Annotated in this window: 19 protein-coding genes and 1 pseudogene; 5 read left to right on the plus strand and 15 right to left on the minus strand. The window is 40.9% G+C overall.

All coding sequences use genetic code 11. The features are described 5' to 3' along the window. Nucleotides 1-23: 23 nt before the first annotated feature. Together ccpA and QZ995_RS14845 are read right to left on the minus strand one after the other, a co-directional pair. Complete coding sequence (gene ccpA / locus QZ995_RS14840) at nt 24-1,037, minus strand: catabolite control protein A (protein WP_031413124.1); 1,014 nt, start codon at nt 1,035-1,037, stop codon at nt 24-26. A 323-nt stretch (nt 1,038-1,360) separates the two neighbouring features. After that, on the minus strand, nt 1,361-2,455 hold the full coding sequence (locus QZ995_RS14845; protein WP_301808301.1) for a bifunctional 3-deoxy-7-phosphoheptulonate synthase/chorismate mutase: 1,095 nt from the start codon (nt 2,453-2,455) through the stop codon (nt 1,361-1,363). Nucleotides 2,456-2,720: 265 nt separating this feature from the next. On the opposite strand from QZ995_RS14845, the gene QZ995_RS14850 reads away from it, so the two are divergent. Beyond that, nucleotides 2,721-4,907 carry a cell division protein FtsA gene (locus QZ995_RS14850; RefSeq protein ID WP_301808303.1) on the plus strand — a complete coding sequence of 729 codons (2,187 nt, stop codon included), beginning with the start codon at nt 2,721-2,723 and terminating at the stop codon, nt 4,905-4,907. Between the two features lie 47 nt (nt 4,908-4,954). Here the strand turns inward: QZ995_RS14850 and ytxJ are convergent, their stop codons facing one another. The 3 genes from ytxJ to QZ995_RS14865 form a co-directional block, all read right to left on the minus strand. Then, nucleotides 4,955-5,281 carry a bacillithiol system redox-active protein YtxJ gene (ytxJ, locus tag QZ995_RS14855; protein WP_301808305.1) on the minus strand — a complete coding sequence of 109 codons (327 nt, stop codon included), beginning with the start codon at nt 5,279-5,281 and terminating at the stop codon, nt 4,955-4,957. 84 nt (nt 5,282-5,365) lie between these two features. Continuing rightward, nucleotides 5,366-5,767, minus strand: a complete 402-nt coding sequence (locus QZ995_RS14860; RefSeq protein WP_301808306.1) for a hypothetical protein — start codon at nt 5,765-5,767, stop codon at nt 5,366-5,368. 320 nt (nt 5,768-6,087) lie between these two features. Next, nucleotides 6,088-6,327: a hypothetical protein gene (locus QZ995_RS14865; RefSeq protein ID WP_437124740.1), complete on the minus strand. Its 240-nt coding sequence runs from the start codon at nt 6,325-6,327 to the stop codon at nt 6,088-6,090. 161 nt (nt 6,328-6,488) lie between these two features. On the opposite strand from QZ995_RS14865, the gene QZ995_RS14870 reads away from it, so the two are divergent. Continuing rightward, a complete protein-coding gene (locus tag QZ995_RS14870) occupies nt 6,489-7,601 on the plus strand; it encodes an aminopeptidase (protein WP_301808308.1) in 1,113 nt (370 codons plus the stop codon). Nucleotides 7,602-7,689: 88 nt separating this feature from the next. Here QZ995_RS14870 and QZ995_RS14875 read toward each other — a convergent pair whose 3' ends face one another. After that, nucleotides 7,690-8,229, minus strand: a complete 540-nt coding sequence (locus QZ995_RS14875) for a PadR family transcriptional regulator (protein WP_301808310.1) — start codon at nt 8,227-8,229, stop codon at nt 7,690-7,692. Between the two features lie 390 nt (nt 8,230-8,619). Between QZ995_RS14875 and QZ995_RS14880 the strand changes: the two genes are divergently transcribed. Further along, nucleotides 8,620-9,333, plus strand: coding sequence for a S1C family serine protease (locus QZ995_RS14880; protein ID WP_212932432.1), 714 nt, complete (start codon nt 8,620-8,622; stop codon nt 9,331-9,333). A gap of 495 nt (nt 9,334-9,828) precedes the next feature. On the opposite strand, the pseudogene QZ995_RS14885 reads toward QZ995_RS14880, so the two are convergent. The 4 genes and pseudogenes from QZ995_RS14885 to QZ995_RS14900 all read right to left on the minus strand — a co-directional run bounded on the left by QZ995_RS14885 (nt 9,829) and on the right by QZ995_RS14900 (nt 12,057). After that, nucleotides 9,829-10,358 (minus strand): annotated as a pseudogene (locus QZ995_RS14885) (chromate transporter). Nucleotides 10,359-10,376: 18 nt separating this feature from the next. Beyond that, entirely contained in the window at nt 10,377-10,955 is a 579-nt protein-coding gene (locus QZ995_RS14890) for a chromate transporter (RefSeq protein WP_301808313.1), read from the minus strand. Nucleotides 10,956-11,513: 558 nt separating this feature from the next. Further along, on the minus strand, nt 11,514-11,663 hold the full coding sequence (locus QZ995_RS14895) for a hypothetical protein (protein WP_301808315.1): 150 nt from the start codon (nt 11,661-11,663) through the stop codon (nt 11,514-11,516). Between the two features lie 106 nt (nt 11,664-11,769). Then, a complete protein-coding gene (locus tag QZ995_RS14900) occupies nt 11,770-12,057 on the minus strand; it encodes a DUF2325 domain-containing protein (RefSeq protein ID WP_003334818.1) in 288 nt (95 codons plus the stop codon). Nucleotides 12,058-12,347: 290 nt separating this feature from the next. Here QZ995_RS14900 and QZ995_RS14905 point away from each other — a divergent pair, with 290 nt between their 5' ends. Together QZ995_RS14905 and QZ995_RS14910 are read left to right on the plus strand one after the other, a co-directional pair. After that, nucleotides 12,348-12,995, plus strand: coding sequence for an IMEF encapsulin system ferritin-like cargo protein (locus QZ995_RS14905; RefSeq protein ID WP_301808327.1), 648 nt, complete (start codon nt 12,348-12,350; stop codon nt 12,993-12,995). Between the two features lie 26 nt (nt 12,996-13,021). Continuing rightward, nucleotides 13,022-13,864 carry a family 1 encapsulin nanocompartment shell protein gene (locus QZ995_RS14910; protein ID WP_301808330.1) on the plus strand — a complete coding sequence of 281 codons (843 nt, stop codon included), beginning with the start codon at nt 13,022-13,024 and terminating at the stop codon, nt 13,862-13,864. A 175-nt stretch (nt 13,865-14,039) separates the two neighbouring features. Here QZ995_RS14910 and QZ995_RS14915 read toward each other — a convergent pair whose 3' ends face one another. From QZ995_RS14915 to QZ995_RS14935, 5 genes are all read right to left on the minus strand, one after another. Further along, the gene (locus QZ995_RS14915; RefSeq protein WP_301808333.1) at nt 14,040-14,513 is read right to left on the minus strand and encodes a hypothetical protein; all 474 of its coding nucleotides are present in this window, start codon (nt 14,511-14,513) and stop codon (nt 14,040-14,042) included. A gap of 312 nt (nt 14,514-14,825) precedes the next feature. After that, the gene (locus QZ995_RS14920) at nt 14,826-15,119 is read right to left on the minus strand and encodes a hypothetical protein (RefSeq protein ID WP_301808335.1); all 294 of its coding nucleotides are present in this window, start codon (nt 15,117-15,119) and stop codon (nt 14,826-14,828) included. Next, entirely contained in the window at nt 15,113-15,349 is a 237-nt protein-coding gene (locus QZ995_RS14925) for a helix-turn-helix transcriptional regulator (RefSeq protein WP_003334813.1), read from the minus strand. The genes QZ995_RS14920 and QZ995_RS14925 overlap by 7 nt, the downstream gene beginning before the upstream one ends. A gap of 190 nt (nt 15,350-15,539) precedes the next feature. Beyond that, complete coding sequence (locus tag QZ995_RS14930; protein WP_301808338.1) at nt 15,540-16,715, minus strand: pyridoxal phosphate-dependent aminotransferase; 1,176 nt, start codon at nt 16,713-16,715, stop codon at nt 15,540-15,542. A 153-nt stretch (nt 16,716-16,868) separates the two neighbouring features. Continuing rightward, a complete protein-coding gene (locus QZ995_RS14935) occupies nt 16,869-18,110 on the minus strand; it encodes an efflux RND transporter periplasmic adaptor subunit (protein WP_301808339.1) in 1,242 nt (413 codons plus the stop codon). Nucleotides 18,111-18,113: the final 3 nt, after the last annotated feature.

An 18,113-nucleotide genomic window follows, 5' to 3' on the forward strand; every position in this document is an offset into this window, starting at 1 on the left:
TTCTCACCCTCTATCTCGCGTTACTATTCTTCTGCCATTTCCTTCGTACTTTGACGATACTCAATCCGATGCGGCAATAACACAATATGATCCTCAACTTGTTCATTATTCATATACTTGGTTAACAATCTCATCGCAACAGCCCCGATATCATACATCGGTTGAACAACTGTGGAAAGACGAGGGCGCACCATCTCTGCTAACCGTACATTGTCGTGACCAATTACTTCTACATCCTCAGGTACAGAGTGTCCCAAATCCTGAACAGCATGAATCGCACCTATTGCCATTTCATCGCTAGCTGCGAATACGGCTGTTGGAGGTTCTGCTAGTTTCATGAAGTCTCCCATGCTTTGCAGACCTGATTCATATCGGAAAGAACCATTAGCAACCAATTGTTCATCATACGGTAATCCCGCATCCAATAACGCTTTTTTATAGCCCTCAAAGCGAACGAGTCCTTCTAATGGATATGACATTGGTCCTGTAATAATCGCAATACGCTTATGCCCTCGTCTAATTAAGGCCTGAGTAGCATCATAAGCTGCTTGGAAATGATCAATGGTCACTGCTGGCAGCTTTCCTTCTGGATCGCGCGTAGCCGCTAGAACCGTTGGAATGGACGCCGTTTTTAAGGAATGAAAATGATCTTCTTTGATCTCGGCTCCCATGAATAACAATCCATCCACCTGTTTTTCTAATAAGGTATTGATTAATTGCAATTCTTTTTCTAAGCGGTGATCTGAGTTACAAAGAATGATATTGTATTTATACATAGTAGCGATATCTTCAATACCCCGTGCTAGCTCAGAAAAAAACTGACTGGAGATATCCGGAATAATAACCCCTACCGTTGTGGTTCTCTTGCTTGCAAGACCCCTTGCTACTGCATTGGGGCGATAACCTAGACGTTCAATAGCAGTCATAACCTTTTTACGTGTTAATGGCTTTACATTCGGATTGCCATTAACGACCCTTGATACAGTTGCCATTGATACTCCTGCTTCACGTGCTACATCATATATTGTAATTGGCATATTACGTCCACCTATCTTTTCCAGATTATACCTTTCAGTATTATTTTCATAAATTTATAGCCATATAATACGATATGATACCCATAGTTGCAACCGTTTTCTCGGCCTACATTTTTCCTATTAACAGCATGATTTCGCCGTTTTTGGTCCTTTTGTCTCTTGAGATGCTGGTTCCATTAGCACAGAACCCGCCGGAAACCACCACCCTGCCTTCTCTCTTCAAGCTATGTATAACATCTACTCCTGACTCACCCTACCATAAGAGAAAAGCAGACCGCTCCAATGAGAGGCCTGCTAGGGTTACACACGTTTTGGTTCTGCTTTTATTTCAGCATAGCGGTTTCTGGTTTATAAAGACCAGAAGCATAAAGTTCATCTAGCATTTCATTGAAAGCAGGAATCGTTAGCTGTTGTTTTGCATCGGATAATGCTACATCAGGATCAGGATGAACTTCAACCATGATACCATCAGAACCTACTGCCAAGCCCGCTTTCGCTGTTGGAAGCAATAGGTCTCGGCGGCCAGTCGAATGAGTCACATCTACAAATACAGGTAAATGAGTCTCTTGTTTTAGGATTGGCACAGCAGAGATATCAAGGGTGTTACGGGTTGCTTTTTCATACGTACGAATACCGCGTTCGCAAAGCATAACCTGCGTATTTCCTTCTGATAAAATATATTCTGCAGCGTAAATGAATTCCTCGATGGTCGCTGAAAGCCCGCGTTTTAATAAGATAGGATGATTCGTACGACCCGCCGCTTTTAGCAGTTCGAAGTTTTGCATGTTACGTGCACCAATTTGAATAACATCTACATATTTTGTCGCCATTTCAAGATCAGCAGGTGTTACGATCTCACTAATGGTTACTAAATTAAACTCGTCGCCGATACGTTTCAGAATCTCTAATCCTTCCACTCCAAGCCCTTGGAAGTCATATGGAGAGGTACGCGGCTTGTATGCACCACCGCGAAGCACACGCAATCCGCGTTTCACGTGATTTTCAGCAACAGCACGAACTTGATCATAGCTTTCTACTGAGCATGGACCGGCAATCAGAATCTTCTCTTTTCCACCAAATTCCACGCCTTTAATAGTAAGAACCGTATCCTCTAGTTGTTTTTTACGGCTTACTAGTAGAATTTTTTTATCCTCATCCTTTTGCAGGTCAAGAGAAGCGCTAAAGATTTGTTTAAATAAATGACGAATGGCCTCGTCGCTGAATGGTCCGTTGTTATTCTCTACAATTAGATTCAACATGTCACGTTCACGTTCTGGATCAAAACGATTCACGCCCTGCTTGCTCTTCTCTTGGCCTAACTCTTGAACCAAAGAGGCACGCTTGTTGATCAATTCTAATAATTGCAAATTAATTGTGTCCAATTGGCGGCGAATGGCCTCAATTTGTTCATTTCTCATCTCTACTCCACCCTTCTACTTTTTCCCTTATCGTTTGCAAATCACAGTATGGTTATACATAAGACGTTCTGAGTTATCTGTTATTATAGTAGATGATTAGACGTTTGACCAGCCCTTTAGTACCAAAAAGCGCGAAAGTAATTGTTACAAGCCATAATTTTTTTGAAAAAGGTTAATTTAATGGGGTTTTATTATCTTCAGAAGCTAGTATATGATAGAGAAAATACGTAAATCTTCCATTCCAGATGGGAAGGAGACAATCCATTTGCTAGAAGAACATGCAGATAAGCAAAATAACACTCTTTTTGCTTTAGATATTGGTACCCGTAGTGTAGTAGGACTTATCGTTGAACCGCTTGAAGAGAAAGACAAGTTTCAAATTAAAGATTGTTACATTTTAGAGCATAAGGAACGCTCTATGCTGGACGGACAAATTCACGATGTACTTGCAGTCGCTGAAGTCATCGAGAAGATCAAGCAGCATTTATCTCAAAAGCATGGACCCTTACAAGAGGTGGCAGTGGCAGCAGCAGGACGCTCGCTGAAAACAAAGCGCGTGCGCTTCGAGCTTCCTATCTCCCATTTACCCGTGTTGACCAAAGATGATGTGCTTACTCTGGAGTTTTCTGCTGTACAAAAGGCACAGGCAGAATTAGCTCAAGAGCTGAATGAATTGGACATTACACGCTATTATTGCGTAGGGTACAGTGTGGTTAACTACTATTTGGATGAGGAGATTATCGGCAGTCTAATCGATCAACGTGGAACAAACGCTTCTGTTGATGTTATCGCAACGTTTCTCCCGCGCATGGTTGTAGATTCCTTGTTAGCAGCCCTCAAGCGAAGTGGTCTAGAGATGAAGGCCCTTACCTTAGAGCCGATTGCTGCCATTCATGTATTGATTCCTACCACGATGCGTCGATTAAATATAGCACTAGTTGATATCGGTGCCGGGACCTCTGATATTGCTTTAACAGAAGATGGAAGCATAACGGCTTATGGCATGGTGCCAACAGCCGGGGATGAGATTACAGATGCTCTTATGAATGCGTATTTACTCGATTTTCCTGTTGCAGAAGAGGTAAAGCGTCAGCTACACGATCAAGAAACCGTTCAATTCCACGATATTTTGGGAATTGAACAGGAATTAGCTACAGATCAGGTCATTGCCGCTATTGATCCTGAAATCGAATCCCTTGCTGAACAGATCGCTCACAAAATTTTGGAGCTTAATGGCAAGGCGCCCCAAGCAGTTATGTTAATTGGGGGCGGAAGCTTGACTCCGACTCTGCCAACAAAGGTAGCCCAGCATTTAGGATTGCCAGCTAATCGTGTTGCTGTTCGAGGTGCTGATGCCATCAAGCAATTTGTTGGTGAACATCCCTTGCTAAACGGGCCTGCATTTGTAACACCTGTTGGAATTGCTCTAGCTGCTCATTCCCAACCGATTCGTTATGTAACAGTTACTATTAATGATACACCTGTAAGGCTCTTTGATCTTCGGAAAATGACATTGGGAGACGCGCTCCTAGCGGCTGGCATGGACATTAAGCGGCTTCATGGCCGTCCAGGTCTAGCTATGTCAGTCAATGTGAATGGACGTCTTAAAATCATCCCAGGGGGACATGGAACCTCTCCTACTATTTTAATCAACGGTCGAACAGGCTCCCTCGATTCTCTTATCTCGGATGGAGACATCATTCGTGTAAGTCCAGGGGAGGATGGTATGGAAGCAACTGCTTTAGCTCATGATCTCGTTGATTCCAGTCAGGTACTCCCCCTCACAATTAATGGCGAGGAGTTGTTACAGCCTCCAATTGTTTTACACGAAAGCATCATTCTAAAAAGCGATGCCTTGCTTTCTGATCGTATGGATCTGGAGATGCGTTTGCCTAAAACCATTGGGGAAACCATACAGTCCAGCAGGTTTGCCACATTGATACGGGAGGTAGCTGAAGCTCCTCTATTTACGGTTACATGTAATAATCAAACCTATTCTCTTCCTCGCAAAGAATTACATATTCTTTTAAATGGTAAAAAGGCTACTCTATTGGATTTGGTTCATTCACAAGATACCATCCATTGCGAGGTTCACGATTTAGAGACACCGACAATCGGCGATCTAATGACTCCAGAGGATATGGTTCAGGAAACTGTCAATGTCTATGTAAACGACCAGCTTATCTCCCTAGAAACAGGTCACATGGATATCCAGCTAAATGGTAATCCCGCTACCATTGAAACCCAGCTGCAGCATAACGATGTTGTAACTATACGCTCCGCAGTAGGGGATGCGCCTATAGTAAGCGATATCTTTCGTTATATAGAAATTCCAGCTCAGCCGATTGGAACAAACCAGCTACCTCATTTCATCATGAAGGTAAATAATGTAGCAGCTTCCTTCCAAACCCCTTTAGTAAGTGGGGATAAAGTAGAACTATACTGGGAGTAAAAATAAAAAAGACCCCATGCCGAAGATGGGGTCTTTCTCCTATCTGCTTATTTCATAGCTTGCTCAATAGCATCCTTTGTAATCTTCCAATGAGAGGTATGCCATGATACTGCACCGTCCTCAATAAGGAAGATTTGCGGTGATTCGTGTTTAATCTGAAAATGCTCCGCGATCTCATTGGAGACAGGGCGAGCTTCACGAACGAGAACCTCGGCAGCCTCTACGTCGCTATTTGCTTGCAAATACGCATGAAATTGCTCATGAGCAGACGTACTGATCGGACAAACCGTACTATGTTTAAACAGTAATAGTTTGCCTTGTTTCTTTAAGAATTCTTGCAGGTCTTCTTGGGATTGCAACTGTTTAAATGCCAAATAAGCCCACTCCTTTCTCAATACCTTAGATGAACATTATGATAAAGAGAAAGCGAGCGAAAGGCAAATTTTTTCCTTTTTCCATTACACTTCTATCTTAATTTGAGTCAGCTTCCTTTGGATTTCATTAATCCATTGCTGATCATTAAGCGATTTAGCCAGCAAGTATAAATCAAGTAGTTCATTTACTCTCTCATCAATCTTATCTTTTAATTCCTCATCCTCGCTCTGTTCAGCGATGATGACGAGTAAATTCGCAAACTCACTGATTGCTTCGAACGCAACCTCTTGCTCTTTTGGTTGATCTCCTAAGTTAGTCATCAGTTGTTTAAGATCATCCTTGACGAGATCAACAACCGATGTACAAGCACATGCTTCATCTTTGCAGACATGAATAGGCACATTACGAATTTTCACCCGACTGCGATAGATTACACTGCGCAGCGCGATGTCCATTTCTTTGCCACATTTGCTGCAATATTTCATCTGTATTTCTTCTCCTCTCTCAAAACTGCCTTCCGTCCAGCTTTATCTGTCTGTGTATTGATCTTATGTCTGTGTCACCCATTTCAAGTGAAGGATATCATAATCCTGCTGAAGATCGATTGGTACATGATGGCAGTCATTCTTTAACGCGAAACGCCCAAACGCTTTCTCCATATGTAAAAAGCGCATCCTCTACACATTGTAGGGGTTTCCTTTCACTTTTACATGTCATACTTTCTGTAACTAGATGAAAACTTTGGCATCCATCCGTTGATTTTGGTAGATAAATGCCAAAGATACCAGTATTCTTGCACCAACAATTAGTGATAAATAGCGTTTACTTTCTCGCATGTAGGACAAATAGCAATTTTACCCGAATGGCCAATTTCATCCTCTACCCGATAACCGGTAATTTTTTCAGAGAAACAAAACAGACACTCTGAGTTAAATTCCATATCGTATTGAGCTTTCCATGCAATCGATTTGAAATCCTCACCCACACAAATAGTCATATGCAAGTGCTCGTTTGGTTGTAACGCATTGATATCTCGATTCATCATATCCATTCCCTGCCTTTTTGTGAATGTCTTTATTATCATTCAGCTTTTCCACATTTTCAGAATAATAAACATCAATAAAAATATTTTTACCGAAGTACTTCGCTTTCCAAATTTTTTTGTGTACAATATGAGCAAGGTCATAAAAGTGAGGAGATACATATATGAAAGATCCACGTTTAGAAAAATTGGCACACAATTTGGTCAATTATTCCATCCGTGCTCAAAAGGGCGAGCACGTTCTCATTCATTCAACCGGTCACCAGCCTGAGTTAGTAAAAGCCCTCATTCGCAAAGTATATGAAGCTGGAGCTCACCCGTATGTTCAGCTTCAAGACCCTGCTATTCAACGTGAATTATTAATGAACACAAATGAAGATCAACTGGCTGTCATGCGGGATGCTGAAGTTGCCTTTATGAAAAAAATGGATTGCTTTATCGGAATTCGCGGAAGCAATAACATTACAGAGCTTTCTGATGTTCCAAGCGACAAGATGAGTATGTATTCGCGACAATTGCAAAGACCTGTGACAGACATCCGTGTCCCTGAAACAAAATGGGTTGTTATGCGTTATCCAAACGAATCCATGGCTCAATTGGCTAGCATGAGCACAGAAGCGTTTGAAAACTTTTACTTTGATGTTTGCAATTTAGATTACAGCAAAATGTCCAAGGCTATGGACAACCTTGTAGAGCTGATGAATAGAACGGATAAAGTTCGCTTAACTGCTCCAGGAACAGACCTAACCTTCTCCATTAAAGGCATTCCAGCAATCAAATGCGCTGGTGAGTGTAACATTCCAGACGGTGAAATTTTCACTGCTCCTGTGAAGGACTCTGTAAACGGTACCCTTTCCTATAACACTCCATCTCCGTATCAAGGCTTTACCTTTGAAAATGTAAAGCTGACATTTAAAGACGGAAAAATTATTGAGGCTACCGCTAACGATACAGAGCGTATTAACGAAATCTTCGATGAGGATGAAGGGGCACGTTACATTGGAGAATTTGCTATTGGCGTGAACCCTTATATCCAAAATCCAATGAAAGATATCCTGTTCGATGAAAAAATTGACGGAAGCATCCACTTTACGCCTGGACAGGCATATGATGAAGCGTTTAACGGAAATAAATCTTCCATTCACTGGGATATGGTATTAATTCAACGTCCAGAATGGGGTGGCGGAGAAATCTACTTCGATGATGTTTTAATCCGTAAAGATGGTCGTTTTGTCCTACCGGAGCTAGAATGCCTCAACCCTGAAAATCTTAAATAAAACAAAACTAATAAAACCTCGAGGGCTACTATCCCCGAGGTTTTATTAGTTTGACTGTTTTCAATTCAGGAAGGAGGCATAATCAGCTTCAGGATATATGAGCAACATTTTGCCCCTTGTCCATCATTTGTTTTTTCCCCTTTAGGAATTCAATAGCCCCGTCTAGCTGATGAAGGGTATACTCCCAGCACATCTTTTGGTACTCATTTAATTCCTGCATGCTTTTTTGATAACTGTTTCGAATAATTTCTTGACGTTTTTCTTGATATGCAATCAAATCATCAAAAAAGTGTTTCTGATCCTCTGCGGTATGCAAATCACAAAAGAATAAACGTGTTAACATATCAGAGCGAACGATCGGCCCTTCAATTTCCGTCTTCAGTTCCTGATGAAATTGATCGCGTCCTTGTTGCGTCAGACGATACATGATTTTGTTTGGCTTTCCTGACTGTAGGACCTCTTCTTTTGTAACATGTCCTTCCTGCTCCAGCTTTTTAAGAGCTGGATAGATTGCGCCATAACTCGCATCGTAAAAGAAGCCGATGCTGCTCGTAAAGAACTGCTTTATATCGTAGCCGCTCATTTCACGATAATGTAATAAGCCTAAAATGATTGATTTGACGTCCATAACATTTCCTCCGGATGTAGGCTTTGTACAAAATTACACTAATTTACTTACATTATTCCCTCTTTATTTCAATATTATAAAATGTTTAACTTCATATTAGCAACATTCTACCAAGAAATGAATCCTTCTCCCCCTTCCTACGAGAGTAACGCTTTAAATCGTTATAGCACAAGTTTCTTTAGGCTTATTTCCCTCTCTTTCATATAGTAAAAGCATCCTATATTCCTAGTTTTTGTATCTATTTTCAGGAATTTTCTGTGATATCTGATTACTTACATTTAATTTTGAGACTATTGTACTGGTCTTTCTCCATAATTGGGCGTTCCACCTTTATCCTTTCCTCCATAAGATGATGTATACCTATCTGCAGGGAAGTAAGGAGATGAAGTTGTGAAACCTAGAGGCTGGTCCTATACGAATACAAAATATCAGCAGATGAGTAATCTACATCCATTCAACTTCTTTGTTCCGTTAGTGGAACAGGTAAAGCACGGCGTAGTTTCCCTGATCTGCGAAGACAACACCTCCCCTCCCGACATCGATCAAATTTTGCAAAGCTTTTTGGACATGGAACCACTCGAAGCAGGCCCGACAGAAAAAAGCTTTGGTTCCGGCTTCATTTTTCATCCCAGAGGCTATATTCTCACCAGCGAGCATGTTATAGGCAAAGCCAAATCAATTTTTGTGAAAATGTGGAATGGAAAAGTATTTGAAGCAAAGCTTGTTTTTAGTGATCCTCAACGAGATTACGCTATCGTAAAAATCGAACCCGACATACGTCTTAGCCCAATAACTCTAGGTAATTCAGGTGAGGCACGCGTAGGTGAATGGGTCATTAGTGTCGGGAGTCCCCTTGGCCTAGAGAATTCAGTTACAGCGGGAATTATCAGTGCAAAAAATAGGCGTATTCAAGTATCTAAACGCTTGTACGATGAAATTTTTCAAACAGATGCTGCTATCAACCCCGGTAATAGCGGAGGTCCCTTAATTAATTTACACGGTGAAGTAATTGGCTTAAACGCATTTATCATCCAGTCTGGTCAATGTCTCGGATTTGCCATCGGGATTGATAGTATCAAGAAAAAGATTCAGCAACTTTTATAACTTCATTTTTTCCTACCACACGTAACAATAAACGTCTAAACAAAAAAGAGTTGCCATCTCCCCTATAGAGCTGGCAACCCCTTCTTTGCTACTAGTTGAAATTGTAAATCATTTATGAGATTCGCTCTACGGGGTGTATGTTTATCAACAGGCGCAGAGCCATCAGTCCGCGATCACGCATAATAATCTTACCACGCCCAACTCCTTTCGGAACCTACTGTATATTAATCCCATGCACCATAGCCTTTAAGGTAAGAGCTAGGTGGTTGAAAAAGGGAATACTCCACTTCCCCTTAGTTCATTTCATGTAAGGGCATCAAGACGGACTAAGGATTGGACATAACTCTGAGGCGGCAGAAATGCCCATCAGCACAAAGGAATACTGCACGTGCTTCTTTTGTATTCAAGACTGAAATAATTGCATGGTAGGTATGTTTATTAGCCTCTAAGCAATTATCACGCTAAAGATCAAGACAAAAGGCGTGTTTTCCCTCATTAATTAATAAAAAATCCTCCGTAGCCCATCGCTAATATAATAACGAAGGCTGGATGAACCTTGCGTTGTTCCATCAGAAAATAAGATGCACCGCCTAATATCAGTGTGTGCCATAAACCAATTTGCTCGTAGGAACCAAGAATAAATTGCACCGCCAGCATACCAAGCAAAACGGTAACGATGGACGAATCGAATGTGTCATTGCTTTGATTTGCGGCGCTTGACGGAATAAATGAAATACACCTAATAAACCAATCATAGCAATAGCAGTTGGGGCAACCGTAGCAAACAAACCAAATACAGCTCCCGGAATCCCTGCCACTTGATAGCCAATATATCCACCCAGCTTTGTGAAAATTGGACTTGGCAGTGCATTCCCTAATGCTAACGCTTCCCCGAACTCCTCCACTGTCATCCACTTATAATGAGTAACGACTTCATTTTGGATCAGCGGAATACTTGGAGGACCTCCCCCGTAGCCGAGAATATTCGTAATAAAAAAAGCCCAAAAAATCTGTAGATAAATCATAGCGTTAGACTCCTTTGCTTAGTTTTGCTGCTGGTTCTTTTGTCGTTTGGTATGCCAGGTGGAGTACGCAAAGGCGATCACTAAAGTTACAGCAACGAACAAACCCGGATGAATTTGAAAAGGAACTAACGCGATTACTGAAATGAACAGCATCGCTAGAAAGCTTTGTTTTTCTTTCCCATTTTTACTATCCCTCCAGCCCTTTTTAAAAAAGTCATAGGTCATTACCGCCATCATGACCGCAATGACTGGTTGAATTGCTTCGATCATCCCCCGTACTGTCTCGGAGGTCTTCAGCACATTTACGAACTGCATCAGGACAACCATCAGGAACAGAACAGGAAAGACCATGGCTGAGATAGCGATGATGGCACCAAGCCATCCCTTTACCTTGTATCCAATATATGCAGCCATCTTGGTGGCAATCGGCCCAGGTAAGGTATTGCCAAGTGCATAGTTATCGGCGAATTCCTCCTCGCTAACCCATTTATACTTCTTGATGCACTCAGCATGCACTAGTGGTATCATAGTTGGACCACCACCATATCCAAAAATGCCAATCCGGAAGAACGCCAGAAATAATTGCCAATAAACCATCTTCTCTCCTCCTGACCTCATTAGTTTCATTACCACATGTCACGAAACCATTTTCTCTTGTCTGGACCTTCTTCTTGCAAAGTGGAAAATATTGTATTACATAAGTCTGCTTCCTCAATTAACTGTCCCATCGTATGCAATGGATTTAGAGAGATCATTGGCTCCTGAAAAATCATAGGAATATCATTGCCGCGAACCTATTACATACTTCTTTGCGATCATTGTAATAAATTTTCACCCTTAAATAAAAGTTGATCGTCCTATTTCTCATTTCGTTCCAAAGACACATACTCGAAAAGCTGGCTACGCTCTTTCTCACTGCACGATTTCCCCTAATACTCCCTGTGTTTTCCCTTCCTTAAATGGAAAATCCACTTATCCACAATCGGAAATATTTCTATTAAATGGAATAAAAGTTTATTTTTCCCACAAAAAAGCGTTTTCATCAAAAAATAAAAAAAGCAAAATGGAATCGGTTCATCCACCTTGCTTTTATTCTCTATAAAAAATGAGTTTCTCATAGTTATATTCATTGTCATAGTACACAGAAGTTAATAATTACACTTCCTGCTTTTTAGAAAACGCAATCAGATAGACTTCCTGATCGGTTTGAGTGTTGATTTCTTGTTCGATTTGCTTTAATTGTTGCAGCTGCGCAGAGTCTAACTCTGCAAATGGCATCTGACTAAGTTGTTTATTCGGTTCCATCTTCTCACCCACTTCCAATTATCAAGGATATTTTTTATCATATCCCCAATGGAAGGAAAGCATGCACGTATGTAATCGCCAAAGGTTGGATGGTCATTTTCACCAGCTAAGCACTTACGGTTTGCATTTGAAGAACTTGCGATACAGCCGAGCAAGAACGTTTACAAAAACAAATAGGTACTTGCTTATCTTTGGCCTTAGATTTGATTTTTTTAGCCAGGTTATGATTTACAAAATCGGTTAGAACCAAGATCATTTTAACATCAGATGGAATTTTTAAACTGGTTTCTGAGCTTTTTCTTCCCGTGATGTGGTGAATCTTTTTGTATCCAACCTCTTCAAGTATTTGTAAGATGTTGCCTAACCTATCCCCACCGATAATTAATATAGACATAATAAAAATCCTCCTTTATATAGTGTGTGCATATGACTCTGATGGTCAAAAACAGTTCGTGCACTGTTTATTCGTTTATATGTCTCTGAAGCAAAAAAGTTAATTGAGAATAAATATCATTCTTATTGATAAATATTATCATTCCCAATTAAGTTTGACAATACTCTGTACTATTTTTTTCTCGTTTGTTCACACTATTTTTACAAGCTACAGCTCTGTCCTTGATTGGATGGTTTTCCCACGGTTATAATCAGGCTATCACTAATTCTTAAAAAAGGAGGTGGGAGTTTATGTTGCAGGAAATTAAGCAGCTCCACACCATCTTTACCCGCACATTAGAAGGCATCAATGTTTTCCGCACCATGGTTCAACCTTTAATCGATCACGCTAGGGATGAACATATGAAGCTTTACTATCACCACATTTCTGAAGAGGAAGAGCAACGGGAAGAACGTTTACATGATCTCGTTCCACGTTTGTCTCAGCTCATTCAGGAAAAAAATTTGGACCAGCTAAGTGATCGCGAACTGTCTCATTTGCTCTCTGACCTAAACTTAGAACGATTTGGCCTGCACAATTTCCGTGAGCACTTGGAATTAGCGCTGTATGAATTTACAGACGAGCCTAGTCGTTTAAAGCTCGATAGCATGCGTGAAAACACACATCAGGATTATTTAGCAACCAAAGAGATCATGGTGAAGTTGAGTGAGAAATTCTCCGATGTCGTTCCAGCAAAAGTGGATACGCATGATCATGACCATGGTCATGATATCCATCAGGTGAATCACTTTGAGGCTTCGTCTGCATTGCAGGATTCTAGCAGCTCTAAGCAGCCAGCAACAGTACATTCAGACACTCACAGCCACTCAGCAGAAACATCTGTTATGAAAAAAGGACTTACTGTTGGAAGTCTGCGTCATCTCAATCGTCATGTATAAGAGAAAAGTTAAGATCGGAGGATTTTATGGATAAATCACAAAAATTCCCAGACTCCCCATTATCTAAGGAAGAATGGCGTCAATTAGATGAAACCATCGTTGACATGGCTCGCCGCCAACTGGTAGGCCGTCGGTTCATTGACATTTATGGTCCATTAGGAGAAGGTATTCAAACCATTACCAACGATATTTATGATGAATCTCGTTTTGGTAATCTGAGCTTGCGCGGTGAATCACTAGAGCTAACCCAACCTAGTAAACGTGTTAGCTTAACGATCCCGATCGTATACAAGGATTTCATGCTATACTGGCGTGATATGGCACAAGCCCGTACATTGGGTATGCCAATTGACCTTAGCCCTGCCGCTAATGCCGCTAGTAGCTGCGCCCTTATGGAGGATGATCTGATCTTTAATGGTAATCCTGAGTTTGACCTACCAGGTATCATGAATGTAAAAGGACGTCTCACCCATATTAAGAGTGACTGGATGGAATCAGGAAATGCTTTTGCTGATATCGTAGAAGCTCGTAATAAGCTATTAAAAATGGGGCACAGCGGTCCTTATGCCCTTGTTGTATCTCCAGAGCTGTATTCATTACTCCATCGTGTACACAAAGGTACCAATGTCCTTGAGATCGATCACATTCGCAACTTGGTTACAGATGGTGTATTCCAATCTCCAGTGATCAAAGGCGGTGCTCTGGTAGCTACAGGAAGACATAACCTGGACCTTGCCATTGCTGAGGATTTTGATTCTGCTTTCCTAGGAGACGAACAAATGAACAGCCTAATGCGTGTTTATGAGTGCGCTGTTCTCCGCATTAAACGTCCAAGTGCGATTTGCACATTAGAAATGACAGAGGAATAAAACAGACATAAGGGGTATACAAGAAAGAGAGATAGCCGTTTGTAAGTAGAAGGCTGTCTCTCTTTTCATTTCTTCATCGTTAACGCATTATTAAGTCCGAATATTCAGTTTTTATTAAGAGCAAGAAACCTTAGGTATGAACCTAAGGGCAGAATCCTTTCCATTTGGAAAATAATTAAGCAATCCGAACAACCTTTTGAGAATCAGCTGTATGTAAGAAAGGCATATCTACGTGGCTAGCCGCAATTTCATAGCCAATATCGCAGACTAAGATTTCTGCCTCTTCACGGAAAGGCAAAGTACAGCTTCCTTCGTTTAATTCACATAAACGTTTTAAATGTTTAAGTCGCTCGTTCACTTTTTGCTCTCGCATATGTTGATTTTCTAAATCACAAACATTGACATGACGTGCATCCACCACCATGCTAATATCCTGAATGTGAACGATTAGACGTTTTCCCTCTTCTGTGACAAATCCAAGCGAACAGAATTGAGAATCGGACATTTCTAGACGAGTAATCACCGCATGCTTATACTCTTCTCCAGAGCGAAGCTTGATGGTATCAGCTTCGACAGCACCACCTATTTTACGCTCGTTGGATACAACCGTATACATATCGGTATAACCGTTAATTTGGTATCTCGTCATCGGAAATTCACTCCTATTCTTATCCTATCTGCTAATGAGACTCATTATCAACTTCATCTGTATCGTATAATGAAAATCATTATTAGTCAATATTGAGATTGTAACTAATGTTTTTATCTAATCTACCAAATAGGTTTTCCTCAGTAACTCAGATTTAATCTGTAAAAATGGTCCAATATCTATTTGCTTATTTTACTAACATTTATCTATGGTCCCATAACATACAAAGAAGCCTAATGGTAGACAGATCAGAATTCATATCTTGGCTACGATTAGGCAGTCTTACCAAGCTAAAATTGTTATACCTATTACCTAAACAGTTTTATTTTTATAAAAAATATAGCCAGCAACCATAATGCCAGAAAACCAAATAGACATTAAAGCAAAATCTAAAGCAACTTTATATCCAATGGAAACAAATGATAGCTTGGTTGTCAGAAAGGAAAGAAGGATTCCAATCACAGCAATGGAATACCCTAATGTATATCCATTAGCCAAAATTTGTTGACCACGTTCATCTTTTCCTTCTGACCTCGTAAAAGCAACGGTGTACGACACTGAAATGACGTAGGTAATCACAAAGAAAATAAATAGAAATTCTAACATTCTGGTACATCTCCCTTATCTACTTCATATTGAAATACTTCATTTATATCAACCTCAAATAAATGAGCAATTTTAAAGGCGAGCATAAGAGACGGATTGTAGCGATTTGCTTCTAAAGACACAATCGTTTGTCTGCTAACACCTAATTTGTCAGCTACCTCCTTTTGCGACCATCGTTTCTTTGCACGTAGCATAAATAATTCATTCCGGATTTTCCCTTCCTTTTCCAAAAGACCACATCCTCTCGATTTCAATGTAATATATTTTTTACATAATGTAAATAATTTTTATCATAAAGTAAAAAATATATGCATAGCCAGCTTGAAAATATCCAAAATAAAAAAGCTCACTAGCAGTATGTAAAACCGCCAGATGAGCTTTGATTGATTAAAATTTCTGTACATGACCTTTTTTTGAGGCTTAATTCGTAAACAATTGTAGCTTCTGAATACGTTTCACCGCTTCGCGCAAGCGCTCCTCTGTGTTCAACAGTCCTAAACGTACATATCCCTCACCATGCGCTCCAAAGCCTATCCCAGGAGCAACCATTACATGAGCTTTAAATAAGAGCTCATCAGCCAATTGGGCAGATGTATAACCAGTTGGAATGGGAAGCCAAGCAAAGAACGATCCCTGCGATGGTGTCGCCTTCCAGCCTATTTCATGCAGGGCTGTATACAGGGTATTTCGGCGGCTTTCATAGGTAGCCACCAGCTCTCTGACACAGTCCTGAGAATCCGTCATGGCTTTAGCCGCAGCCATTTGAACAGCACCGAACAAGCTTACAAAGTAATGGTCCTGCAATGTGTTGATTAGCTTTACCAGCTCTTTGTTTCCTACCATCGCACCTACACGCCAGCCCGCCATGTTATAGGTTTTTGATAGGGTGTAGAACTCAACTCCTACCTCTTTTGCACCTGGAACCTGCATGAAACTGACTGGTTTTTTTCCATCAAAGGAAATGGCTCCATATGCAAAATCAGAACAAACAACAATTTCATGCTTTCGAGCAAACTTGATGGTTTCCTCATAAAATTCGAAAGGTGCGTTGACTGCTGTCGGGTTGTTCGGATAATTTAAAAACATCAGTTTAGCTTTTTCTAAATCAGCTGCGTCTAATTGGCCATAATCAGGTAAAAACTGATTATCTACAGTCAAAGGCATAGGGACCATACGTCCGCCTACCACAGCTACTCCAGACCAATAATCTGGATAACCAGGATCAGGAACCAAGGCGATATCTCCCGGATTCATTAATACCTGACAAATCTCTACTAACCCTGTCTTACTGCCAAATAAAATGGCTACCTCTTCTTCTGGGTCAAGGTCTACATCAAATTCCTGCTTATACCAATGAGCTACGGCTTGCTTTAATTCCAGCCGTCCCTGAAAAGGTGGATACTTATGATGCATGGGATCTTTCGCCTGTTTTGCCATTTCTTCTACAATATGGGGAGGTGTCGGTAAATCAGGATTTCCTTGCCCCAGATTAATAACGTCATGACCCTCACTAATTACCTTGTTAACCTTTGCTACCATCGTTGAAAAAAATTGGGTGGGTAACTGTTCCATCATGGAAGCAGGCGTGATACGCATCGCTTTCCCTACTTTCTTTTTCAGAGTAAACTGACATTTATGTAATCAAAAACAGCTTTTTAATCTGTAAGAGAAAGACCCCTTTCTTTTTTAAGCAAAGAAAGGAGTCGTTTGTAACAATGATTTTATACTAGTTAGTGTAGCTGGTTTTTGTCAATCCATTTTTTGAATCTCAACTTTTCCTCCGTCTTTAAGCATGGACTGGCCTCTGATAACTACTTTTTCTCCTAAAGAAACACCTTTTTTAATTTCAATGAGATCGCTTGATTCCTCGCCAGTTTCTACAGCTACTTTCTTAGCGATATCGCCTTCCACTTTATAAATATACTTTTTGCCGTTTTCATCGAATACAGCTTTGCGTGGAATGGCGACAGCTTTCTGAGCTTTGCTGGAGGCTGATTGGATTTTTAAATTAACAACCATATCTGCCTTTAATTCGTTTTTCGGATTTGGCACGGTTATTTCGATTGGATATGCTTTCAACTGTTGATCCATTGTAGGACTTATGGCAGTAATGGTAGCCTCTATTTTTTTATTCAAGGCAGTCAATTCAACCGTTGTACGATCCCCTACTTTTATCTTCGTAATTTCATCCTCTGACAAGTTTGCTTTTACTAAGAGTGGATTGGTGTTAACTAGGACAACAACCGGCACCTGCCCGGAAGCTATTTCTCCCACATGACCGCCCACCTGAGCTACAAAGCCAGAGATTGGAGCTGTTACTGTAGAATTGCTCAATTGCTCACGGGCACTGGCAAGCGCAACTCTCGCTTGGTTAACAGATGCTTCTGAAACCACGATGCCTGATTTTTTAGAGGCTGAGTTATAGTCTACCTTTGCGTTATTAAGAGCAGTTTCCGCATTTTTCAAGGCTGCTTGCGCTTGTTCATTCTGCTGCTGAGACAGAGCCCCTTGATTAAAAAGCTCCTGGCTTCGGGTGGCGTCACGCTTTGCGTCCTGATAGGCACGCTCTGCCTGTGCTAATGCATTCTTAGCTGTTTCAACAGATTGAGCTGTGCTAGTACCACTTTGGTTAAGTCCTGCTACCGATACCTGGTACTGGGCTTCTGCCTGACGAACCGCATTTCTGAGGTCATCTTGGTCTAGCGTAAATAGCACAGAGCCTTTTTGTACATATTGACCCAGCTTTACGTTTAAGGTTTGAATTTTACCTGGTGCTTTTGGTGAAATTTTTACTTCCTGGCTCGGAGCCAATTTACCAGTATAACCTGCTCCTGAAGCGATAGAATCTTCTATTGCTGGGCTTATTTGCACCGGAGTAGGCGCTTCTGCTTCGGCAACCTGAGGAGCTGCAGCCGGTTCTTCGCCCGTGCACCCCGTTACTGTCAAAGCAGCAACGAGTATAAGCGGTAAGCCCCATTTACTTTTTACCATTGT

The sequence above is a fragment of the Brevibacillus laterosporus genome (assembly GCF_030489605.1).
In the GTDB taxonomy this organism is placed as follows: domain Bacteria; phylum Bacillota; class Bacilli; order Brevibacillales; family Brevibacillaceae; genus Brevibacillus_B; species Brevibacillus_B laterosporus_E.

What these genes read in the sequence shown, in the direction of transcription:
- QZ995_RS14915 (WP_301808333.1), bottom strand. Translation starts at nt 14,513, where the DNA reads ATGACGAGATACCAAATTAACGGTTATACCGATATGTATACGGTTGTA.
- QZ995_RS14895 (WP_301808315.1), bottom strand. Translation starts at nt 11,663, where the DNA reads ATGGAACCGAATAAACAACTTAGTCAGATGCCATTTGCAGAGTTAGAC.
- QZ995_RS14910 (WP_301808330.1), top strand. Translation starts at nt 13,022, where the DNA reads ATGGATAAATCACAAAAATTCCCAGACTCCCCATTATCTAAGGAAGAA.
- QZ995_RS14860 (WP_301808306.1), bottom strand. Translation starts at nt 5,767, where the DNA reads ATGAAATATTGCAGCAAATGTGGCAAAGAAATGGACATCGCGCTGCGC.
- QZ995_RS14920 (WP_301808335.1), bottom strand. Translation starts at nt 15,119, where the DNA reads ATGTTAGAATTTCTATTTATTTTCTTTGTGATTACCTACGTCATTTCA.
- QZ995_RS14935 (WP_301808339.1), bottom strand. Translation starts at nt 18,110, where the DNA reads ATGGTAAAAAGTAAATGGGGCTTACCGCTTATACTCGTTGCTGCTTTG.
- QZ995_RS14875 (WP_301808310.1), bottom strand. Translation starts at nt 8,229, where the DNA reads ATGGACGTCAAATCAATCATTTTAGGCTTATTACATTATCGTGAAATG.
- QZ995_RS14930 (WP_301808338.1), bottom strand. Translation starts at nt 16,715, where the DNA reads ATGCGTATCACGCCTGCTTCCATGATGGAACAGTTACCCACCCAATTT.
- QZ995_RS14905 (WP_301808327.1), top strand. Translation starts at nt 12,348, where the DNA reads ATGTTGCAGGAAATTAAGCAGCTCCACACCATCTTTACCCGCACATTA.
- ccpA (WP_031413124.1), bottom strand. Translation starts at nt 1,037, where the DNA reads ATGCCAATTACAATATATGATGTAGCACGTGAAGCAGGAGTATCAATG.
- QZ995_RS14870 (WP_301808308.1), top strand. Translation starts at nt 6,489, where the DNA reads ATGAAAGATCCACGTTTAGAAAAATTGGCACACAATTTGGTCAATTAT.
- QZ995_RS14865 (WP_437124740.1), bottom strand. Translation starts at nt 6,327, where the DNA reads ATGATGAATCGAGATATCAATGCGTTACAACCAAACGAGCACTTGCAT.
- QZ995_RS14890 (WP_301808313.1), bottom strand. Translation starts at nt 10,955, where the DNA reads ATGGTTTATTGGCAATTATTTCTGGCGTTCTTCCGGATTGGCATTTTT.
- QZ995_RS14845 (WP_301808301.1), bottom strand. Translation starts at nt 2,455, where the DNA reads ATGAGAAATGAACAAATTGAGGCCATTCGCCGCCAATTGGACACAATT.
- QZ995_RS14900 (WP_003334818.1), bottom strand. Translation starts at nt 12,057, where the DNA reads ATGTCTATATTAATTATCGGTGGGGATAGGTTAGGCAACATCTTACAA.